Annotated in this window: 17 protein-coding genes; 12 read left to right on the top strand and 5 right to left on the bottom strand. The window is 73.0% G+C overall.

Features of this window, described 5'->3' with window-relative positions; all coding sequences use genetic code 11:
* The first annotated feature begins 34 nt into the window (after positions 1-34).
* The 5 genes from ACERM0_RS08765 (at position 35) to ACERM0_RS08785 (ending at position 5,173) form a co-directional block, all read left to right on the top strand.
* Positions 35-526 carry a PaaI family thioesterase gene (locus tag ACERM0_RS08765; RefSeq protein WP_373678193.1) on the top strand — a complete coding sequence of 164 codons (492 nt, stop codon included), beginning with the start codon at positions 35-37 and terminating at the stop codon, positions 524-526.
* The gene (locus ACERM0_RS08770) at positions 526-2,073 is read left to right on the top strand and encodes an LLM class flavin-dependent oxidoreductase (RefSeq protein ID WP_373678194.1); all 1,548 of its coding nucleotides are present in this window, start codon (positions 526-528) and stop codon (positions 2,071-2,073) included. Before ACERM0_RS08765 ends, ACERM0_RS08770 begins: the two co-directional genes overlap by 1 nt.
* A 579-nt stretch (positions 2,074-2,652) precedes the next feature.
* Positions 2,653-3,768: a cupin domain-containing protein gene (locus ACERM0_RS08775; RefSeq protein WP_373678195.1), complete on the top strand. Its 1,116-nt coding sequence runs from the start codon at positions 2,653-2,655 to the stop codon at positions 3,766-3,768.
* Positions 3,765-4,589 (top strand): fumarylacetoacetate hydrolase family protein, encoded by an 825-nt coding sequence (locus ACERM0_RS08780; RefSeq protein ID WP_373678196.1) that lies wholly within the window; start codon positions 3,765-3,767, stop codon positions 4,587-4,589. Before ACERM0_RS08775 ends, ACERM0_RS08780 begins: the two co-directional genes overlap by 4 nt.
* Complete coding sequence (locus ACERM0_RS08785; RefSeq protein ID WP_373678197.1) at positions 4,586-5,173, top strand: maleylpyruvate isomerase N-terminal domain-containing protein; 588 nt, start codon at positions 4,586-4,588, stop codon at positions 5,171-5,173. The genes ACERM0_RS08780 and ACERM0_RS08785 overlap by 4 nt, the downstream gene beginning before the upstream one ends.
* 28 nt (positions 5,174-5,201) lie before the next feature.
* Here ACERM0_RS08785 and ACERM0_RS08790 read toward each other — a convergent pair whose 3' ends face one another.
* Entirely contained in the window at positions 5,202-5,963 is a 762-nt protein-coding gene (locus tag ACERM0_RS08790) for an IclR family transcriptional regulator (protein WP_373678198.1), read from the bottom strand.
* Positions 5,964-6,121: 158 nt separating this feature from the next.
* On the opposite strand from ACERM0_RS08790, the gene ACERM0_RS08795 reads away from it, so the two are divergent.
* Together ACERM0_RS08795 and ACERM0_RS08800 are read left to right on the top strand one after the other, a co-directional pair.
* Positions 6,122-7,099 carry an NAD-dependent epimerase/dehydratase family protein gene (locus tag ACERM0_RS08795; protein ID WP_373678199.1) on the top strand — a complete coding sequence of 326 codons (978 nt, stop codon included), beginning with the start codon at positions 6,122-6,124 and terminating at the stop codon, positions 7,097-7,099.
* Positions 7,100-7,205: 106 nt separating this feature from the next.
* A complete protein-coding gene (locus ACERM0_RS08800; RefSeq protein ID WP_373678200.1) occupies positions 7,206-8,279 on the top strand; it encodes an ABC transporter ATP-binding protein in 1,074 nt (357 codons plus the stop codon).
* A gap of 48 nt (positions 8,280-8,327) precedes the next feature.
* On the opposite strand, the gene ACERM0_RS08805 is transcribed toward ACERM0_RS08800, so the two are convergent.
* The gene (locus tag ACERM0_RS08805; RefSeq protein ID WP_373678201.1) at positions 8,328-8,819 is read right to left on the bottom strand and encodes a methylated-DNA--[protein]-cysteine S-methyltransferase; all 492 of its coding nucleotides are present in this window, start codon (positions 8,817-8,819) and stop codon (positions 8,328-8,330) included.
* Between the two features lie 34 nt (positions 8,820-8,853).
* Positions 8,854-10,332, bottom strand: coding sequence for a DNA-3-methyladenine glycosylase 2 family protein (locus ACERM0_RS08810; RefSeq protein WP_373678202.1), 1,479 nt, complete (start codon positions 10,330-10,332; stop codon positions 8,854-8,856).
* Positions 10,333-10,571: 239 nt separating this feature from the next.
* On the opposite strand from ACERM0_RS08810, the gene ACERM0_RS08815 reads away from it, so the two are divergent.
* The 5 genes from ACERM0_RS08815 (at position 10,572) to ACERM0_RS08835 (ending at position 16,395) form a co-directional block, all read left to right on the top strand.
* Entirely contained in the window at positions 10,572-12,905 is a 2,334-nt protein-coding gene (locus ACERM0_RS08815) for an FdhF/YdeP family oxidoreductase (protein WP_373678203.1), read from the top strand.
* Entirely contained in the window at positions 12,902-13,303 is a 402-nt protein-coding gene (locus tag ACERM0_RS08820) for an acyl-CoA thioesterase (protein ID WP_373678204.1), read from the top strand. The genes ACERM0_RS08815 and ACERM0_RS08820 overlap by 4 nt, the downstream gene beginning before the upstream one ends.
* A 132-nt stretch (positions 13,304-13,435) precedes the next feature.
* Positions 13,436-13,909: an N-acetyltransferase family protein gene (locus ACERM0_RS08825; protein ID WP_373678205.1), complete on the top strand. Its 474-nt coding sequence runs from the start codon at positions 13,436-13,438 to the stop codon at positions 13,907-13,909.
* A 46-nt stretch (positions 13,910-13,955) separates the two neighbouring features.
* A complete protein-coding gene (locus ACERM0_RS08830) occupies positions 13,956-14,666 on the top strand; it encodes an MOSC domain-containing protein (RefSeq protein ID WP_373678430.1) in 711 nt (236 codons plus the stop codon).
* A 160-nt stretch (positions 14,667-14,826) separates the two neighbouring features.
* Entirely contained in the window at positions 14,827-16,395 is a 1,569-nt protein-coding gene (locus ACERM0_RS08835; RefSeq protein ID WP_373678206.1) for a hypothetical protein, read from the top strand.
* A 174-nt stretch (positions 16,396-16,569) separates the two neighbouring features.
* Here the strand turns inward: ACERM0_RS08835 and glgA are convergent, their stop codons facing one another.
* Together glgA and glgC are read right to left on the bottom strand one after the other, a co-directional pair.
* The gene (gene glgA / locus ACERM0_RS08840) at positions 16,570-17,778 is read right to left on the bottom strand and encodes a glycogen synthase (RefSeq protein ID WP_373678207.1); all 1,209 of its coding nucleotides are present in this window, start codon (positions 17,776-17,778) and stop codon (positions 16,570-16,572) included.
* Positions 17,779-17,836: 58 nt separating this feature from the next.
* Entirely contained in the window at positions 17,837-19,090 is a 1,254-nt protein-coding gene (gene glgC, locus ACERM0_RS08845; protein WP_373678208.1) for a glucose-1-phosphate adenylyltransferase, read from the bottom strand.
* Positions 19,091-19,143 lie beyond the last annotated feature (53 nt).

Below are 19,143 nucleotides of genomic sequence, written 5' to 3' on the forward strand. Positions count from 1 at the left end.
GCCCGGTCGGAGCGGGTGAGCCGAGGAGGCGACCATGGAGCAACCGCTGTCCGCGCTGGCGGTACTCGCGCGGCGACTGGAGGCCGGCGAGGTCGTCCACCGTCCCGACGTGTCGGGCCTGGGACACGACACGTTCGTGCGCGAGACGCTGGGGCTGCGGTTCGACGAGTTCGCGCGCGACCGCATCGTGGGTCACCTCGAGCCGGGACCGCAACACTGGCAGAACGCCGGCATCGTGCACGGTGGCGTCTGGTGCGCCGTCGTGGAGACCCTGGCGTCCTGGGGTGCCGCCCTCCGCGTCGCGACGGCGGGACGCGAGGTGGTCGGCGTCAGCAACCGGACCGAGTTCCTGCGGCCCCACCGGACGGGCCGGATCGACGCGGTGGCCAGCCTCGTCGACGAGGTCGGGCACCTGCAGTGGTGGGACGTCGTGCTGACCCGGGCACGTGACGGCGAGCCGGTCGCACGCGGCAGCGTCCGGTTGCAGCAGCTCCGGGCCCGCGCCGGCGCGACCGCTGCGGGCTGATGCCGCCCGACACCGGCTTCGCGCTCCCCGGCGGACTCGCCGTGCCGCCGCGCGTGGCGGTCGAGCTGCTCGGCGAGGCCGCCGACGCGCTCGACGGGCCGGTCCTCGCCACGGAGGTCAGCGGCGTGGAGGCCTTCGGGCTGCTCGCGGCCGTGGCCGCCAGGCGTCCCGGAACGCGCCTGGGTACCGGGGTCGTGCCCCTGGGATCGCGCAGCGAACCGGCCATGGCGATGGCCGCCACGACGGTCGCCGACGTCGCCGACGCCCCGTTCCTGCTGGGCGTCGGCGTGTCCACGCCGGCGGTCGTGGCGGGTTGGCACGGCGTCAGCCACACGCCCGGACGGGACGAGACCCGAGCCCGGCTGCGGACGCTGCGCGCCGTGCTCGACGGGGAACGGCGGGGCTCGTTCCGCCTCGCCTGGCCCCTCGGCCCCCGGGTGGGGGTGCTGCTCGGTGCGATGGGCCCGCGCATGACCGAGCTCGCGTTCGCGGAGACGGACGGCGTGATCGTCAACCACACGCCGCCCGACGCACTGCCCGTCCCACCCGAGGACCGCCGGCTGCTGGTGTACGTCTGGTTCCGCGCCGCGCCGGACGCCGAGCAGCGGGTCCGGCGCGAGCTCGTCTCCTACGCCACCGCCCCCGCCTACGCGCGACACTTCGAGCGGCTGGGGTTCGGCGAGGACGTGGAGACGGTGGCACGCCTCCGCGCGGACGGGCGGTTGCGCGAGGCGCCAGAGCAGCTCTCGCACCGGCTCGTCGACGGCCTGTACGTGACCGAGCAGCGCCTGGCCGCGCGGCTCGAGGCCGTGCGCGCGGTCGGCGGGGTCCCGGTGGTCCTGCCGGTGACTGGTGACGACCCGGTCCGTGACGTCCGCCACACGCTGCGTGTGCTCGGCGGGTCGACGAGCCCCGTGGACGCCCGCGACCGTCCCCGCTACCGACACGGGCGGACGCTACGCGACCGGCTCGTGGCGGCCCTGCGCGACGACGACCGCGGCGCCGACGACGTCGTCCTCCACGGACGGGACTACGCCGGGGCCGCGGTCGCCCTCGCCGTGGTCCGCGGTCGCGACGGGGACGCCGAGGTGCCCATGATCCTCCGCTCCACGGGGCTGCGCACGCACGCGAGCCAGTACGGCCTGCCCGGCGGCAAGACGGAAGCAGGGGAGACCGTCGAGGAGACCGCCCGCCGCGAGCTCGAGGAGGAGCTGGGGCTCGTGACCGGCCATGGCGACGTGCTCGGCCGGCTCCCGGCCGTCGTGACCCGCTCCGGCTTCCGCATCGTCCCCGTCGTGGTCTGGGTCGACGACCCGGCCGCCGTGCTGACCCCCGATCCGGGCGAGGTCGCCGAGGTCTACCGGCTGCCGCTGGCCGCGATCGCCGCGTCGCGGGTCGAGGCCGGCGGGGGCGGGTTCCCGATCCTGGGTACGGCGGTGTTCGCGCCGACCGGCGAGATCCTGCAGCGGTTCCGTGACCTCCTCCTGGACCGGGCGGAGCCGGTCGGGGACGGCATGGTCAGCGAGCCGCCCTTCACCTGGCGTTGAGCTCGGCGGCAGGTGTCGATGTCGAGGCGCCAGACCGTACGGCGGCCGTTGAGGTCCCAGCGGCGACAGGCGTCGTGCACCTACGGCGGTTCCGCCCTGTTGGTCACGCGACCATGTGCCAGCGCGCCCACCCACTCCCTGACGATGGCCAGGTTTCGAGCATGCCGACTGCGGGGGCGAACCGCGCGTCCGCCCACTCCCTGAGCATGGCCAGGTTCCCGGCGTGGCGACGTCCGGGCCGGACCGCGCGCCAAACCGTCGGCACTGGGTCGGACGAGCGACGCACGGTCGGCCCAGCGGGGCACCGGTGCGTCGGTGGCTCGACCATGCGTCACCGGCTCGACATCGAGGTTGCCTCGACCCTCCCCGGGCTGTGTGACGCGCGCACCGCTCTGTTACGCCGGACACGCATCGGTGCTGATCTGGCGTCACACCGACGCGTTGACGTCGCAGGTCAACGCCGCAACCGTTACCTCCCGCCGCCGGCCGTTCTGACTGGCGGAACAGACCGTTCCGCTTCGGGGAAGCCTGGCATAGCGTGGATGACGTCAGAGCCCCGCGACCCACGAGGGCAGTGTGATGAGCACCGTCGAATCGCCCGTGAAGTTGCAGGCCGTCGACGCGCCGGACCAGCCGGACCGGACGCCGCAGCTCGAGGAGCTCTACCGCGGCTTCGAGTCCGAGCTGCTGGTGCCGCTGTGGACCGAGATCGGCGACCTCATGCCGTTCTCGCCGGTCTCGAACGCCGTCGCCCACCGTTGGCGCTGGAAGCATCTCGTCGCCCTCGCCGAGCAGGCGGGCGACCTCGTGCCGGTCGGGCGGGGCGGCGAACGGCGCGCGATCGCGCTCGCCAACCCGGGGCTCGGCGGCCGCCCGTTCGCCACGCCGACCCTGTGGGCCGCCATCCAGTACCTCAACCCGCGCGAAGACGCGCCCGTCCATCGCCACACCCAGCACGCCTTCCGGTTCGTCGTCGAGGGCGAAGGGGTCTGGACGGTCGTGGATGGCGACCCGGTGGGCATGCGGCGCGGTGACTTCCTGCCGCAGGCGGGCTGGCACTGGCACGGCCACCACAACCTCAGCACGTCGCCCATGGCCTGGATCGACGGGCTCGACATCCCCTTCGCCCGCTACGTGGAGTCGACCTTCTTCGAGTTCGGCCCGGACGAGGTCGAGTCCCGCGAAGCCCCGGAGTACTCGCGCGCCGAGCGGCTGTGGGCCCACCCGGGGTTGCGTCCGCTCACCAACGTGCAGCCGACGCCGAACTCCCCGCTGCTGGCCTACCGGTGGGAGTACACGAACCGGGCGCTCGACGAGCAGCTGGCACTCGAGGACGAGGGCTACACGGCGACGATCGAGCCGGGCCACGCGGCCATCCGCTACGTGAACCCGACCACCGGCGGTGACGTCATGCGCACGCTGCGGGCCGAGTTCCACCGTCTCGCCCGGGACACGCGAACCGCCACGCGGCGGGAAGCCGGCTCGTCGGTCTTCCAGGTCTTCGACGGCACCGGGCGGATCACCGTCGGTGACACCACCTGGGACGTCGAGCGTGGCGACCTGTTCGTGGTGCCCTCGTGGCAGCCGCTGACCGCCGAGACCGAGGACGGCATCGACCTGTTCCGCTTCAGCGACGCCCCGATCCTCGAACGGCTGGGGATGGACCGGGCCGAGATCGAAGGAAACGCCCAGTGAGGCTGGCCACCATCCGCACCAGCGACGGCACACGGGCCGTCCGCCTCGACGGCGACGACCGGATCGACCTCGGCGTGACCGACGTGGGCGCCCTGCTGGCCGATCCGGACTGGGAGGCGCGAGCCGGCCGCGACGGGGACACGCTCGGCCGGGACGCTGCGTTCGCCCCGCTGGTGCCCGACCCCGGCAAGATCGTCTGCGTCGGGCTCAACTACGCGCCGCACATCCGCGAGATGGGCCGGGACCTCCCCGAGCACCCGACGCTGTTCGCCAAGTTCCGGGAGTCGCTGATCGGTCCATACGACCCGCTCGTGCTCCCGGAGGAGTCGGCGGCCGTCGACTGGGAGGGCGAGCTCACGGTCGTGATCGGACGGGCGGTACGGCGCGCCGACGAGCAGGCCGCGGCGGCGGCGATCGCCGGTTTCACGGTCGCCAACGACGTCACCACCCGGGACTGGCAGTACCGCACCAAGCAGTGGCTGCAGGGCAAGACGTTCGAGGCGACCACGCCGGTCGGGCCCGTGCTGGTCACGCCCGACGAGGTGCCCGGAGGCGTCGCACCCGACCTCCGCCTCCGGACGATCCTCGGCGACGAGGTCGTGCAGGAGGCGAGGACCTCGGAACTCGTCTTCGACCCGGTGGCGCTGGTGCAATACGTGTCGCAGATCGTGACGCTCCGTCCGGGCGATCTCGTGCTGACGGGCACGCCCGGCGGCGTGGGCCACGCCCGCACGCCGCCGCGCTACCTCCAGGACGGCGACGTCCTGGTCACCGAGATCGAACACCTCGGGCGGTGCCGCAACGAGGTCCGCAAGGCATGAACGACGTCCGAGGGCTCCTGGAGGAGGGGACCGCGACGTTCCTGCGTGCCGTGGAATCGCTTCCCGACGACGCCTGGGACGGTCCCTCGCGGCTGCCGGACTGGCGGCCGCGTGAGGTCGTCGCGCACGTCCACCACAACGCGCTGGCGCTCCGCAACCTCGTCGCCTGGGCGCGGACCGGTGTGGAGACTCCGATGTACACCAGCGCCGAACAGCGCGACCATGACATCCGGACCACGGCGACGGAGCCGGTGGCGGTGCTGCGCACGCTGGTGCAGGAGTCGGCACAGGCCCTGGACGAGGACCTGGACGGCCTCGACGACGACCAGTGGCAGGCCGAGGTGCGCACCGCCCGCGGCCGCACCGTGCGGGCGACCGCGATCCCGTGGCTGCGCACCCGGGAGGTCGCCGTCCACGCCGTCGACCTGGGTGCCGGGCTCCGGTTCGACGACCTGTCCGACGACCTCAACCGGGCCCTGGTCGAGGACGTGGTCGCGTTCCGGCTCGGGCGCGGAGAGGCGGCGACGCTGGCCGCCTGGTTGACCGGACGTCAGGACGGCGCCGCCCTCGGGCCGTGGCTCTGACGTCGTACGGTCTCGCGCGCGAGACGCCTCACTCGGTGAGCCGGCCGATGCCGGCGCGGGCGACCTCACGCTCGATGGCGTCGGCCGTCCGCCACAGGGCCGCGGACCAATCACCCAGCCGGGACGGGTGGAAGCGCACGCTGGGCACGGCCAGCGACAGCGCCGCGGAGGCCGTGTCCCCCACGAGGCGCACGGCGACACCGATGGCGCTCAGCCCGGTCTCGGTCTGCTGGTCGTTGATGGCGTAGCCGTGCCTCCTGACCTGCTCGAGTTCCGCGAGGAACGCGGTGACGTCCACGTCCGTGACGCCGGCGTAGACGGCCTCCACCTGGGCCGGTGGCAGCGACGCCAGCATCGCCTTGCCGCCCGACGTCCGGTGCGCCGGCAGCGACGCGCCCGTGCGGTCGCCGGCACGAAGCGGCTGCGGGGACTCCACGGTGCTGACGAAGTGCACGGCCGTACCGGCCAGGATGGTCAGGTTCGCCGACTCGCCGACCTGGTTGACGAGCGCGACCATGTGTGGCCGCGCCGCCTGGCGCAACACGGCCACCGCCGCGGCGGCGTGCGGCGTGCGTTGCAGGACCGGGCCGGGGTAGTAGCGACGATCCGGTCCCTGTTCGGCGAACTCGCGGTAGACGAGCATCGCGAGCAGTCGGTGGGCCGTCGAGGGTGAGACGGCGAGGTGGGCGGCGGCGTCCCGGACGCCGAGCGAGCCCTCGCGTTGCAGCAGGCGTGCGAGTTGCAGGGCGTGGTCGACCGAGGTGATGGCATACGTCGGTCGCTCGCTCACGACCGCAGCGTAGTGCCGCGCCGCCGCGGGCCGTCGCCGGGCGTCGAGACCGGTGTGCGGACCTGACCCCCCACCTCACGACCCGGTCACCCGACCATCCGGTGGGGGCGGTCGGCTCCGGATCTCCTGTGACGCCGATCGAAAGCGGTCCTTCCGCCATGACGACGCTCGTGACCGGCGCGACCGGCTTCATCGGACTCGAGGTCGCGCGCCAGCTCGCCCAGGCCGGCCGTCGCCCGCGGCTGCTGGTCCGGCGGCGTGCCCGCGGGCCGCTGCTCGCGAACCTCGACGCCGACCTCGTGCACGCCGACCTGCGCTCGCCCGCCTCGCTGCGGCGCGCCGTCGAGGGCTGCGACGAGGTGATCCACCTCGCGGGGCGGGCGGTGTTCGAACCGGCGCGCAAGCTGATCGACACGTTCGTGCACGGCACCCGGGACCTCGCCGAGGCCGCCGCCGACGCCGGGGTGCGGAAGTTCGTGTTCGCCTCGTCGCTGCTGGTGCACGGCCCGACGGACGAGCTCATCACCGCCGAGACGCCGCCCGCGCCGGTCGTCGACTACGGCCGCGTGAAGCTCTTCGTCGAGCGCAGGCTGGCCGCCCTGGGCAGGGCCCGCGGAATGCACGTCGCCAACGTCCGGCTGCCACACGTCTACGGTCCCACCGACCAGCTCTTCGGCCGTGTGCACCGACGCCTGCTGCTGGTCCCCGGCCGCGGCTCACGGCCGTACGCGCACCTGCACGTGGCGGACGCGGCGCGGGTCCTCGTCCGGGCCGCCGAGCTCGGGTGGCAGGGCGCGAGCGCCGTGGGTGACGCCGAACCCGCCGGTTGGGACGACGTCCTCGGGTTCCTCGCGGAGGCCATGCCGGACCTGCGGATCGTGCGCGCACCCGAAACGCTGGCGCTGGCCGGCACCGGGCTGCTGGCGCCGGTGACCGCCATCCGCCGTCGACCGGCGCTCCAGACCGTCGACACGGTGCGCAGCTGGAACCTGTCGCTGCCCGTCGATCCGGGTGCGCTGTGGCCCGAGCTGGGCATCGCGCCGCAGTACCCGACCTATCGCGAGGGGCTGGCCGCCAGCCTCGACGCGTGCGTGGCGTTCCGGTGGCTGCACCCCGTACGGGACCGCTCGCACTGACCGCCGGCTCGTGTCCCGCGGACGCCGGACGTGTCGTCCCGGCGGGCCGAGCGCCGGCGCGACCTCGGCCATGGCGTCGGGCGGCCCGCCCGGGGACACTGCCGGCATGGACACGCTGGAGCTCGACGGGCTCACCGTCGACCGCGACGGTGCGGTACTGCTCGACCACGTCGACCTGCGTGTGGGGGCTGGCGAGCGGGTCGCGCTCGTCGGCCCCTCCGGGGCCGGCAAGACCACCCTGCTGCGGTGTGTCGCCGGTCTCGCGACGCCCGCGGCCGGTGCCGTCCGTCTGGGCGGCGACGACGTCACGCACGCGCCCCCCGGGGCCCGCGACGTGGTCTACGTGCCACAGGACGCACCGCTGCTGCCGCACCTCGACGTCGAGCACAACGTCGGGTTCCCGCTCGTGCTGCGCCGTCGCCCACGGGAGGAAGTCGAGGAACGGACGCGCGCCGAAGGACGGGCCTTCGCGATCCGCCACCTGTTCCCGCGCCGACCGAACCAGCTGGCCGCCGGCGAGCGCAGCAGCGTCGCGCTCGCCCGGTCACTCGTCCGGCGCGGGCGGGCGCTGCTCCTCGACGAGCCGTTCGCACGCCTCGACGCCCACCGCCGGCAGGATTTCGCCCGGGAGCTGGTGGCGGTGCAGAACGGCTACGGCGTCACCATGCTGCTGGCGACCAACGACCAGCGCATCGCCAGCGCCGTCGGCGAGCGCGTCGCCGTCCTCGACAGTGGGCGGCTCCGGCAGGTGGACCGGCCCGACGTGGTGTACGCGCGGCCGGCCGACACCTTCGTCGCCGGCTTCGTCGGTGAGCCGCCCATGAACCTGCTGCCCGGTCTCGTGGACGACCGTGCCGATCCGCACGCGGCCCGTCTGACCGTCGTGGGCGGTCCACGTGTCCGGCACCTCGCGGGCCTGCCGCTGCTCGTCGGCATCCGACCCACGGCGCTCGAGCCGGCGCGCGTGACCCACGCCTGCCGAACGGCGGGCCGGGTCGTCCGCGCCGTGTTCGTCGGCCACGGCGTCGAGGTGACCCTCGACACGCCGGCGGGGGCGGTCCTGGCCGTCGTGCCGGCGCCGGGGCCGGTCCTGGGCGAAGCGGTCGAGCTCGGCGTCCGGCACCGCGACGTGCACCTGTTCGACCCCATCACCGGGGAGGCGCTGGCCCACGGGGCGTGAGACCCGCCCGCTCCACCGGTCTGGCGCGGCGAGGGGCGGCGTGCGGGGTCAGACCAGCGACAGCTGGGCGTGTCCGCGTTCGAGGTCGAGCAGCTGCTGCTTGCGGCCCAGGCCGCCGCCGTACCCGGTCAGTGTGCCGTTGGCGCCGACCACGCGGTGGCAGGGCACGATGATCCCGATCGGGTTGCGGCCATTGGCCAGGCCCACCGCCCGGGACGCCGTCGGCTGCCCGATGCGCGCGGCCAGTTCGCCGTAGGAGACCGTCTCGCCGTACGGGATCTCGCACAGGGCCCGCCACACCTGCTGCTGGAAGTCGGTCCCGCGCGCGAACGACAGCGGCAGGTCGAAGGTCCGGCGCTCACCGGCGAAGTACTCCGACAGCTGGGCGGCGGCCTCGGCGACCACGTGGTCGTCGCGGACGCCGAAGTCCGTCTCGGCGGGGCGGTGGCGCTGCTGCTCGAGGTAGCAGCCGACCAGCGACTCGCCGTCGCAGACGAGCGTGATGGGCCCGAGGGGGCTGTCGACGATGCCGTGGTACATGACGGGCTCCGTTCCAGGATCGAGGGTAGGGCGCTCAGGCGGCGGTGACGGGCAGGCGGTTGACGGCGTGGTCCCCGGTCGCCCACAGGTACTGCACGGCGTAGGCGCGCCACGGCCGCCAGGCCTCGGCCCGGCGCACCAGCGCGGCAGGCGAGGCGGGCAGGCCCAACCGCTCCGCCGCCAGGCGGACGCCGAGGTCGCCGGGCAGGAACGCGTCCGGGTCGCCCAGCCCGCGCATCGCGATCACCTCGACGGTCCAGGGGCCGAGCCCCGGCAGCGCCTGCAACTGTTCGCGTGCGGCGGCGCGGTCGGCGCCGGGGCCGAGGTCGATCGTGCGCGCGGCCAGGGCGGCGGCCAGACCGCGCAGGGCGGCGATGCGAGCGGCGGGCAGTCGGAAGACGTCGTCGGGCAGTGCCGACAACGTCTCGGCCGAGGGGAACAGGTGCGTGAGGCCACCGTCGGGATCCGCCACCGTTTCACCGGCCAGTGCCGCCAGCCGGCCCGCGTGGGTGGCGGCGGCCGCCGTGGAGACCTGCTGGCCGAGCACCGCACGGATCGCCAGTTCCTCGGCATCGACGCTGCGGGGCACGCGCCGACCGGGTGCGGCCGCGACCTCGTCGGCCAGGGCGGGATCCGACGCGAGGTGTTCGTCGACCGCGATCGGATCCGCGTCGAGGTCCAGCAGGCGTCGGCAGCGCGCGATGGCGGCACCCAGGTCGCGGAAGTCGCTCAGGCGCAACTCGCAGGCGACGTGGTCCTCCGCGGGCCGCAGTGCGACGACGCCGGGTCCGTGGGGCAGCCGCAGCGTGCGCCGGTAGGCCCCGTCACGCCATTCCTCGACGCCCGGGACGGCGGTCGCTACCAGGTGACCGAACAGGTTGTCGGGGCACAACGGCCGCCGGAACGGCAGGCGCAGGGCCACGGTGCCGGAGCCGGCGGTGGCGGCGCCACGGCGCACCCGTGCACGCAGTTCGCGGGGCGAGAGGGCGAACACCTCGCGGACCACGTCGTTGAAGGAGCGCACGCTGCCGAACCCGGCCGCGAAAGCGACGTCGGTGAGCGCCAGGTCCGTGGTCTCGATCAGCAGACGGGCGGTCTGGGCCCGCTGCGCCCGCGCCAGTGCCAGGGGACCGGTCCCGACCTCGGCCTGCAGGTGGCGCTGGATCTGGCGCGGGCTGTAGCCCAGGCGCGCGGCCAGACCGGGCACGCCCTCACGATCCACGACCCCGTCGCCGATCAGACGCATCGCCCGCGCGACCACGTCGGCCCGATGGTCCCACGCCGGCGACCCCGGACTCGCGTCGGGCCGGCACCGCTTGCACGCGCGGAAGCCGGCCTGCTGGGCGGCCGCCGCGGTGGGATAGAAGCGCATGTTGTGCGGCTTGGGCGCGACCACGGGGCAGCTCGGCCGGCAGTAGATCCGGGTGGTCAGCACGGCCGTGAAGAACCACCCGTCGAACCGTGCGTCCTTCGACTGCACAGCCCGTACACAGCGCTCGGTGTCTTCGTACATGGCCGCGAGGATGCGTGGTCGGCGGGCGCCGGTCCAGCAGGTTTGCGACATCACCCTGCACGCCGCGCACCGGCGCGATCGGGAGCGGTGGTTGGGGACGGCCGCCGGCCGTGTGGTGACCGGGGACGGCCGCCGGCCGTTGCGGTGACCGGGGACGGGCTCCGGGCGTGCAGTCGCCCGGTGTGCATGCTGGTGTCCGACCGGCGACACTGTCGGGGTGGTGCCAGGAAGGAGCGCGCGTGGGACGTCGTCCGCCGGTGGAGGACCAGGGTGACGAGCGGCTCGAGGTGGGTCCGCCGAAGACCGCCGCGGCCGGGTTGCCCGCGGTGGCGTGGTCGCTTCGTCACGCCCGTGACCAGATGGGCCTTGCCCGCGCCGCCCGGACGCTGCCGAAGTTGAACCAGGTCGACGGCTACGACTGTCCCGGCTGCGCCTGGCCGGAGCCCGAGCGGCGTCACCTGGCCGAGTTCTGCGAGAACGGCGTCAAGGCGGTTGCCAACGAGGCGACGCGGCGGCGGGTCGACCGGGACTTCTTCGCCCGTCACACCGTCGGCGAACTGCGCGAGAAGTCCGAGCACTGGCTGGGTCAGCAGGGCCGCCTCACCGAACCGATGGTCAAGCGCGCCGGCAGCGACCACTACGAACCGATCGGTTGGGACGACGCCTTCGGGTTGATCGCGTCGCACCTGCGGGCGCTCGACGCACCGGACGAGGCGGTCTTCTACACCTCCGGGCGCACGTCCAACGAGGCGGCGTTCGTCTACCAGTTGTTCGTCCGCGCCTTCGGGACCAACAACCTGCCCGACTGCTCCAACCTGTGCCACGAGTCGTCGGGGGCCGCGCTGACGGAGATGCTCGGCGTCGGCAAGGGGACCGTGCAGTTGCACGACCTCGAGGACACGGACCTGATCTTCGTCGTCGGGCAGAACCCCGGCACCAACCATCCGCGGATGCTGTCGACGCTCGAGCGGGCGAAGCAGAACGGCGCCCGCATCATCACGGTCAACCCGTTGCCGGAGGCCGGCCTGCTGCGTTTCGACAACCCGCAGACCGCCACCGGGCTGCTCGGTCGGGGGACGCCGCTGACCGATCGCTACCTGCAGATCCGGCTCAACGGTGACCTGGCCCTCTTCAAGGCGCTCAACGCCGGGCTGCTGCAGGCCGAGGCCGACGCGCCCGGCACCGTGCTCGACCACGAGTTCCTCGCGACCCGCACCGCCGGGTTCGAGGCCTTCGCCGAAGCCGCCCGCCGCCTCGACTGGGACGAGGTCGACGCGGCGACCGGCCTGACGCGTGAGGAGATCGCCGCGACCCTGGCCGACGTACTGCGTGCGAAGCGGATCGTCGTGTGCTGGGCGATGGGCCTGACCCAGCACCGCAACGCCGTCGACACGATCAAGGAGATCGTGAACTTCCTGCTGCTGCGCGGCAACATCGGCCGGCCCGGCGCCGGTGTGTGTCCGGTCCGTGGGCACTCGAACGTCCAGGGCGACCGCACGATGGGCATCTACGAGAAGCCGTCGCCGGCCTTCCTCGACGCCCTGGAGCGCGAGTTCGGGTTCACCCCGCCACGAGACCACGGGGTCGACGTCGTCGACGCCATCCGTGCGCTGCGCGACGGCCGCGCCAAGGTGTTCATGGCCGTCGGTGGCAACTTCGTCGGCGCGTCACCGGACACCGCCGCGACCGAGGCCGCGATGGCCAACGCCGCGCTGACCGTGCAGGTCTCTACCAAGCTCAACCGCTCGCACGGCGTCGTCGGTCGCGAGGCGCTGATCCTGCCCACCCTCAGCCGTCCGGAGCTGGACGTGCAGGCCAGCGGTCCGCAGATGGTGACGGTCGAGGACTCCATGAGCCTGGTGCACCCGTCCAGCGGTGGTCTGCCGCCGGCCTCCGAGCAGCTGCGTTCCGAGGTGGCGATCCTCGCCGGCATCGCCCAGGCCACGCTGGGGGACCGGCACGGCATCGACTGGGCGGGGTTCGTCGACGACTACGACCGGGTCCGCGACCACATCGCCAACGTCGTGCCCGGCTTCGAGGACTTCAACCGCCGGTTGCGCACGCTCGGCAGCTTCCTGCTGCCGAATGCCGCCCGCGACGGCGCCGACGAGCTGGCGACCGAGACCGGCCGTGCCCAGTTCGCGGTCACGGAACTCGAGGTGCTGCGGGTCCCGCCCGGTCGGCTGCTGCTGCAGACGATCCGCAGCCACGACCAGTACAACACCACCATCTACGGGCTCGACGACCGCTACCGCGGCATCAAGCAGGGTCGCCGCGTGGTGTTCGTTCACGCCGACGACCTCGCAGAGCTCGGGCTCGCCGACGGCGAGGTGGTGGACCTCGTCAGCGAGTGGAGCGACGGCGTCGAACGGCGCGCCGAGGCGTTCCGTACCGTGGCGTTCCCAACCGCCCGTGGCTGTGCTGCCGCCTACTTCCCGGAGACGAACGTGCTCGTCCCGCTCGACTCGACCGCGCGAACCAGCAACACCCCGACGTCCAAGTCGGTGGTGGTCCGCCTCGAGCCGGCGCGGGTCCCGGCGCCGACGGGGGCCCCCGTGGCGGCCCAGGCATGAGTGCTTCCACGACCATCAAGGTCCGGTTCCACGAGCTCGACCCCAACGGGCACGTCAACCACGGCGTCTACGCCAACTACTTCGAGACGGCCCGCATCGAACTGCTCGACGCGCTCGGGTTCGGCCCGTCCGTGCTGGCCGAACGCGGCGTGCACCTCGTCGTCGTGGAACTGCGGATCCGGTTCCGCCGTGCCGCGCGGGCCGGGCAGACCCTCACCGTGCAGACCGGCATCAAGGAGCTGCGTCGCGCGTCGTCCTGGTGGTCGCAGCGCCTCCTCGACGACGACGGCGAGGTGATCGCCGAGGCGGAGGTCCGCTCGTCGGCGACCGACCCGGCGGGGCGCCCCATCCGTCCGCCGGACGACCTCGCCGAGAAGCTCGCCACGCTGCAGGACTGACCGCCGCGGCGTCCGACGGGTCGGCGAGTCGGTGGTTTCCGGTCACGCTCGGAGATCCGCGATGCAGCGCCCACGCAACGCACATGACCTCGCACTACGGTCGGGCCGAACGGGACAGGAGACAGGGTTCGCGTGCTGATCCGCGAAGCCACCCGGGACGACGTCCCGGACGTCGTCGCGCTGCTCGCGGACGACGACCTCGGACGCCGACGCGAGTCGACCGAACACCCCCTCGACGAGGGCTATTGGGCCGCCTTCGACGCCATCGAAAGTGACCGCAACCATCGCCTGGTGGTGCTCGAGGCGGACGACGGGCACGTGGCGGGGTGCCTGCAGCTGAGCTTCCTGCCCCACCTCACGTTCCGAAGGGGCTGGCGAGCCCAGATCGAGGCCGTGCGTATCGCTTCGGCTCGACGCGGCACCGGGCTCGGTCGTGTCCTGTTCGACTGGGCCATCGAGGAGGCGCGACGCCGTGGCTGCCACCTCGTCCAACTGACGACGAACGTGCAACGGCCAGACGCGCTCGCGTTCTACGAGTCGCTCGGGTTCACGGTCACCCATCAAGGCCTGAAGCTGTACCTGCAGGGCGACGTCACCGGCCGGTGAGGCGCGGTCGAACACGTCGTAGTGGGAAGCCGGTTGGAGGGTGACGATGCAGAAGGTCGGCTCGGTCGCGGAACTTCGGCGCTATCCCGTCAAGTCGATGGCCGGCGAGGTGCTCGCCACCGCCAGGATCGAGCGGCGCGGTGTCGTCGGTGACCGCCGCTGGGCGGTCACCGACTCCGACGGCAAGTTCGGCAGCAGCAAGACGACCCGCCGGTTCCAGAGGATGGACGGACTGCTGCACCTCGCGGCCAGCTACGCCCAGGATCTGACGCCCGTCGTCGCTTTCCCCGACGGTCGGCTCCTGGCCGCTGACGACCCACACGTCGACGAGGCGCTGTCGGACCACGTCGGGCGTCCGGTTCGCCTGCTGGCCGAGGCGGACGTCTCCCACTTCGACGAGGGGCCGCTCCATCTCGTCACGACGGCCTCGATCGCGGCCGTCGCCGAGCGGCAACGCGCTCCGGTGACGACGCTGCGTCTGCGTGCGAACCTGCTGGTCGACGTCGGCGCGGCGGAAGGTCTCGTGGAGGACGCCTGGGTGGGCCGGAACCTCGCCATCGGCGACGAGGTCGTGGTCAGCATCCGCGAACCGATGCCCCGCTGCGTGATGGTGGAGCAGTCGCAGAAAGAGGTGTCCGCTGCCCCGGGACTGCTCGGGACCATCGGGCGCGTCAACCGCGCCTGCCTCGGTGCCGTCGCGGACGTGGTCCGTACGGGAGCGGTTCGCCTCGACGACCCCGTCCGACTTCTCGCCTGACCACTCGAAGCCGACTCACCCCACGCTGGCGTGAAGCGGGAACGGGGTCGAGCCGTGTTGGTCGTGCGGTGCTGCAGGCTGCGGAACGCTGACCGACGAATCCACAAGGAACCGCAGATCCAGCCGCTGAATCACCAACCCGCCACATACAATACGCACCATGCCCACGCCCCCCGCCACCCCGACCAGCACCCACACCGCGGTGCCCATCGGTGGGCCGCGTGAGCGCTACCGGCGGGCGGCACGGCGGCCCCACGCCGTCGCCCGCGAACACGCCCCGGACTACACGATCGACGCCGCTCCGGTGCCCGGCCACACCGATGGTGGGGATCTGCGCCTGGCGATCCGGCACGCGGCCGCCGCGGTGGAACGGGTCCGGGTGTTGGCGGCCGACCGGGCCGTGACTGGTAACGGGGAGCTGGCCGGGCTGCTGGAACTGCTCGCCACTGCTGACACCTGCCAGGCCGCCGTGGTCGAACTGGTCGACCGGATCGAGGCCGGGTCGCTGGCCGAACGGCGTGCCGGGTTGCCGTTGGAGGGGCTGCTGGCGTTGCAGTCCAAGGCCACGTTCGGGGACCGGCGGTTCCTGCACACGGTCCGGGACGTGCTGGCCTGTATGCCCAACGTCAGGGCCGCGTTCCATGCGGGTGCGCTGGGGTGGGGGCAGGTCCGCGCGATCGTGTGCGAAGCCGGCCCGTTGACGGTCGCGCTGCGGGCTGAGCTCGACCAGCGGTTTGCCGATCTCGACGAGATACGGCGGCTGCAGGCCGACGAGCTGGTCGACCACATGCGGGTCGCGGCCGGCCGGCTGCGCGAAGACCTCGAACAGGCCCGCAGCGTCCGGCGGGTCGAGCGGCGCTATCTGCACGTCCAACCCGACCTCGAAGGCGGCGTACGCGGTTCGTTCGCGTTCCCGGCCACCGACGGGGCGCTGCTCCGTGAGGCGCTCGAAGCCGCCGCCGCACCGCCCACCGGTGACCGGGACGTGACCCGTGACGCGCTCGACCCCGACCCGGCCGACGACACCTGCAGCGACGCCGGCAGCGCTCGCGGCGACACCGACGAATCCTCCGCCATCGGCAACCCGGACGCCACGAACGGTGACGGCGACGTGTCGGATCCGCTGGGTGAGGGGTTCGATCGGCCGCGGGGCCGGCAGTTGGCGGATGCGTTCGTCAAGCTGGCCGAGGTGTTCCTGTCCGGCCACCGGGCCGACGGCACGATGGTGCGTGCCCGCCCGTCGATGGTGGTGGTCACCGACATCCAGTCGCTGGTCGGTGACTCCGAGGCTGCGCGGCGGGCGCGGCTGTTGTGGCGGCTGCCCGGGGCGCCGCCGGCGCTGACCCCGTTGGCGTTGCGGCGGCTGGCGGATGACTGCCGGTTGCAGTTCGTGCTGACCGACGGGCACGAGGTGCTGGGCATCAGCGCCCCGACCGCGTCGATCCCGGCCCGGCTGCGTCAGGCGGTGCTGGCCCGCGATCAGGGCTGCCGGTTCCCGGGCTGCCGGATGCCGGCCGCCTGGACCGACCTGCACAACGTGATCCCGCGCGAACACGGCGGACACACGGTGGTGCACAACCTGGTCGCGGTCTGCCGCCGGCATCACACCGCCGTCACCGAAGGCCGCTGGCAACTCGACATGACCCGCGACGGGACCGTCACCGTCAGACGCGGCCGCCGCCGCGCGACCTCGGACCCGCCGCTACGGCGACATCCACTCACCGCCTGACCCCGCTGCTGCGGGCGGAATCCGCCTGCCCATCGGTCTGCGCCGCCCGCAACTCCAGTCGGCGATGACCACCGGCACTCCACCGCGCACCCCATCTGCTTCCCGCCTGCCCCGGACCACTCGGGCAGGCGGTCGCGCGTGTTCCATCTCGCCCCGGGCAGCGCGGCGCAGCGGTTACGTCAGCAGCGAACGGTAGAGGTCCGCAGTGGCCTGGCCGATCGCGCGCCAGCTGAAGCGCTCCTCGACCCGGGCACGACCGGTGCGACCCATCGCCGCGGCCGCCTGCGGGTCGTCCAGGCAGGCGACGATCCGCTCGGCCAGCGCGTCCGCGAACGCGCCTGGATCCGCCGGGCTGCCCAGCTCGTCGCCGCCTGGTTCGAAGGGCACGAGCCAGCCGGTCTCGCCCGGAACCACGATCTCCGGGATGCCGCCCACGGCGCTGGCCACCACCGGCAGCTCGCACGCCATCGCCTCGAGGTTGACGATGCCGAACGGCTCGTAGATCGACGGGCAGACGAACACCGCCGCGTGCGACAGCACCTCCAGCAGCCGCTCGCGCGGCAGCATCTCCTCGATCCACACCACGTCCACGGGTGCCCGCTCGAGCTCCGCGACGCGCGTGCGGAACTCCTCGGCGATCTGCGGGGTGTCGGGCGCCCCGGCGCACAGCACCAGCTGGCTGCCGGCCGGGAGCCGTGCCGCGGCGTCCAACAGGTGCGTGACACCCTTCTGGCGCGTGATGCGGCCCACGAACACGGCATAGGGGCGGGCGCGGTCGATCCCGAAGGCGTCGGGCGTGGCGGTTCCCTCGACGCGGTGCCAGCCCACCGGATCGACCCCGTTGTGGACCACGTGCACCCGGGCGGGGTCGACCGCCGGGTAGCAGGCCAGCACGTCGTCTCGCATGCCCTGTGACACCGCGATGACGGCGTCGGCGTGCTCCAGGGCGGTGCGTTCGCAGAAGCTCGACAGCGCGTAGCCGCCACCGAGCTGCTCGCGCTTCCACGGCCGCAACGGCTCGAGCGAATGGGTCGTCGCCACGTGCGGGACGCCGTACACCAGCTTCGCGAGGTGCCCGGCGAGGTTCGCGTACCAGGTGTGGCTGTGCACGAGGTCGACCCCGGCGACGCCCGCCGTGACCGCGAGGTCGGCCGACATGGTCCGCAGCGCCGCCAGCTCGGGCGCGTCACCCTTCAACGCGTCCCACTCCCGGTAGGTGCCCGCCACCAGCGGATCCTCGCGGGGCTCGCCGAAGCAGTGCACCTCGACGTCGACCAGCCCGTCCAGGGCGCGGGCCAACTCGGCGACATGGACACCGGCGCCGCCGTACACCTCCGGCGGGTACTCCTTGGTCAGCAGGCCGACGCGGGGGGCAGGGCTCACGGCTGCGCTCCTAGGGGACGAGGAAGCGGTGAACGGGCGGTCGTGGCCGGCGGGCGCGTCATGCCTCGTCGGGGCCGGGCACGCGGTCGTCCTTGCCGATCACCACGATGCCGCCGTCGGACACGTGGAACCGGGCCGCGTCCTCCTCGCGATCGACGCCGATGCGGGTGCCCGGCGGGATGTGGACGTTCTTGTCGACGATGGCGTTGCGTACGACCGCCCCGCGACCGATGTCGACGCCGTGCAACAGCACGGAGCGCTCGACCAGCGATCCGGTGTGGACGTGGACCCCGGGGGAGAGCACCGAGCCGCGGACGGCGCCACCCGACACCACCACGCCGGAGCACACCATCGAGTCGGTCGCCACGCCGCGGCGGTCCTCGCTGTCGAACACGAACTTCGCCGGTGGCAGCGGGTCGTGCCAGGAGTAGATGGGCCAGTCGAGGTTGTACAGGTTGAAGATCGGGTGGACGGAGATCAGGTCCATGTGGGCCGAGTGGTACGCGTCGATCGTCCCGACGTCGCGCCAGTAGCCGCGGTCGCGGTCGGTGGAGCCCGGGACGTCGTTGTCGCGGACGAAGTCGTGGACGGCGGCATCGCCCCGCTCGACCATCATCGTGATGATGTTGCCACCCATGTCGTGGGCGGACGCCGCGTCGGCCGCGTCGAGGTTCAGCGCGTCGATCAGCGCCTCGGTGGTGAAGACGTAGTTGCCCATGGACGCGTAGACACTGTGGGGATCGTCGGGCAGACCCTTGGCGTCCGACGGCTTCTCGTGGAAGGCGCGGATGCGGCCGTCGTCGCCCGGTTCGATCACCCCGAACGCGTAGGCCTGCTCGACCGGCACCCGCAGCGCCGCGACCGTCACCCCGGCGCCCGAGGCGATGTGACCCTCGACCATCTGCTCGGCGTCCATGCGGTAGAGGTTGTCCGCGCCGAACACGCAGATGTAGTCGGGTCGCTCGTCGCGGATGATGTTCATGTTCTGGTAGATGGCGTCCGCCGAGCCCTGGAACCACGACTTGCCCGTACGCATCTGCGCCGGCACGGGCGAGACGTAGTTGCCCAGCAGCGTCGACATCCGCCAGGTCTTGGCCAGGTGCATGTCGAGGCTGTGGCTCTTGTACTGGGTCAGCACCACGATCCGGCGGTAGCCGGAGTTGACGAGGTTGGAGAGCGCGAAGTCGACCAGCCGGTAGTTGCCGCCGAACGGCACGGCCGGCTTCGCCCGGTCCCGGGTCAGCGGGTACAGGCGCTTGCCCTCGCCTCCCGCCAGCACGACGCTCAACACCTTCGGACCGCGCGCCGCCATCGCCAGGTTCTCCCGTAGCTCGATGCCGCCGAGACTAGGTCCCCGCGTTAGCG

Origin of the sequence: Egicoccus sp. AB-alg2 (assembly GCF_041821065.1) — a bacterium.
Taxonomy (GTDB): domain Bacteria; phylum Actinomycetota; class Nitriliruptoria; order Nitriliruptorales; family Nitriliruptoraceae; genus Egicoccus.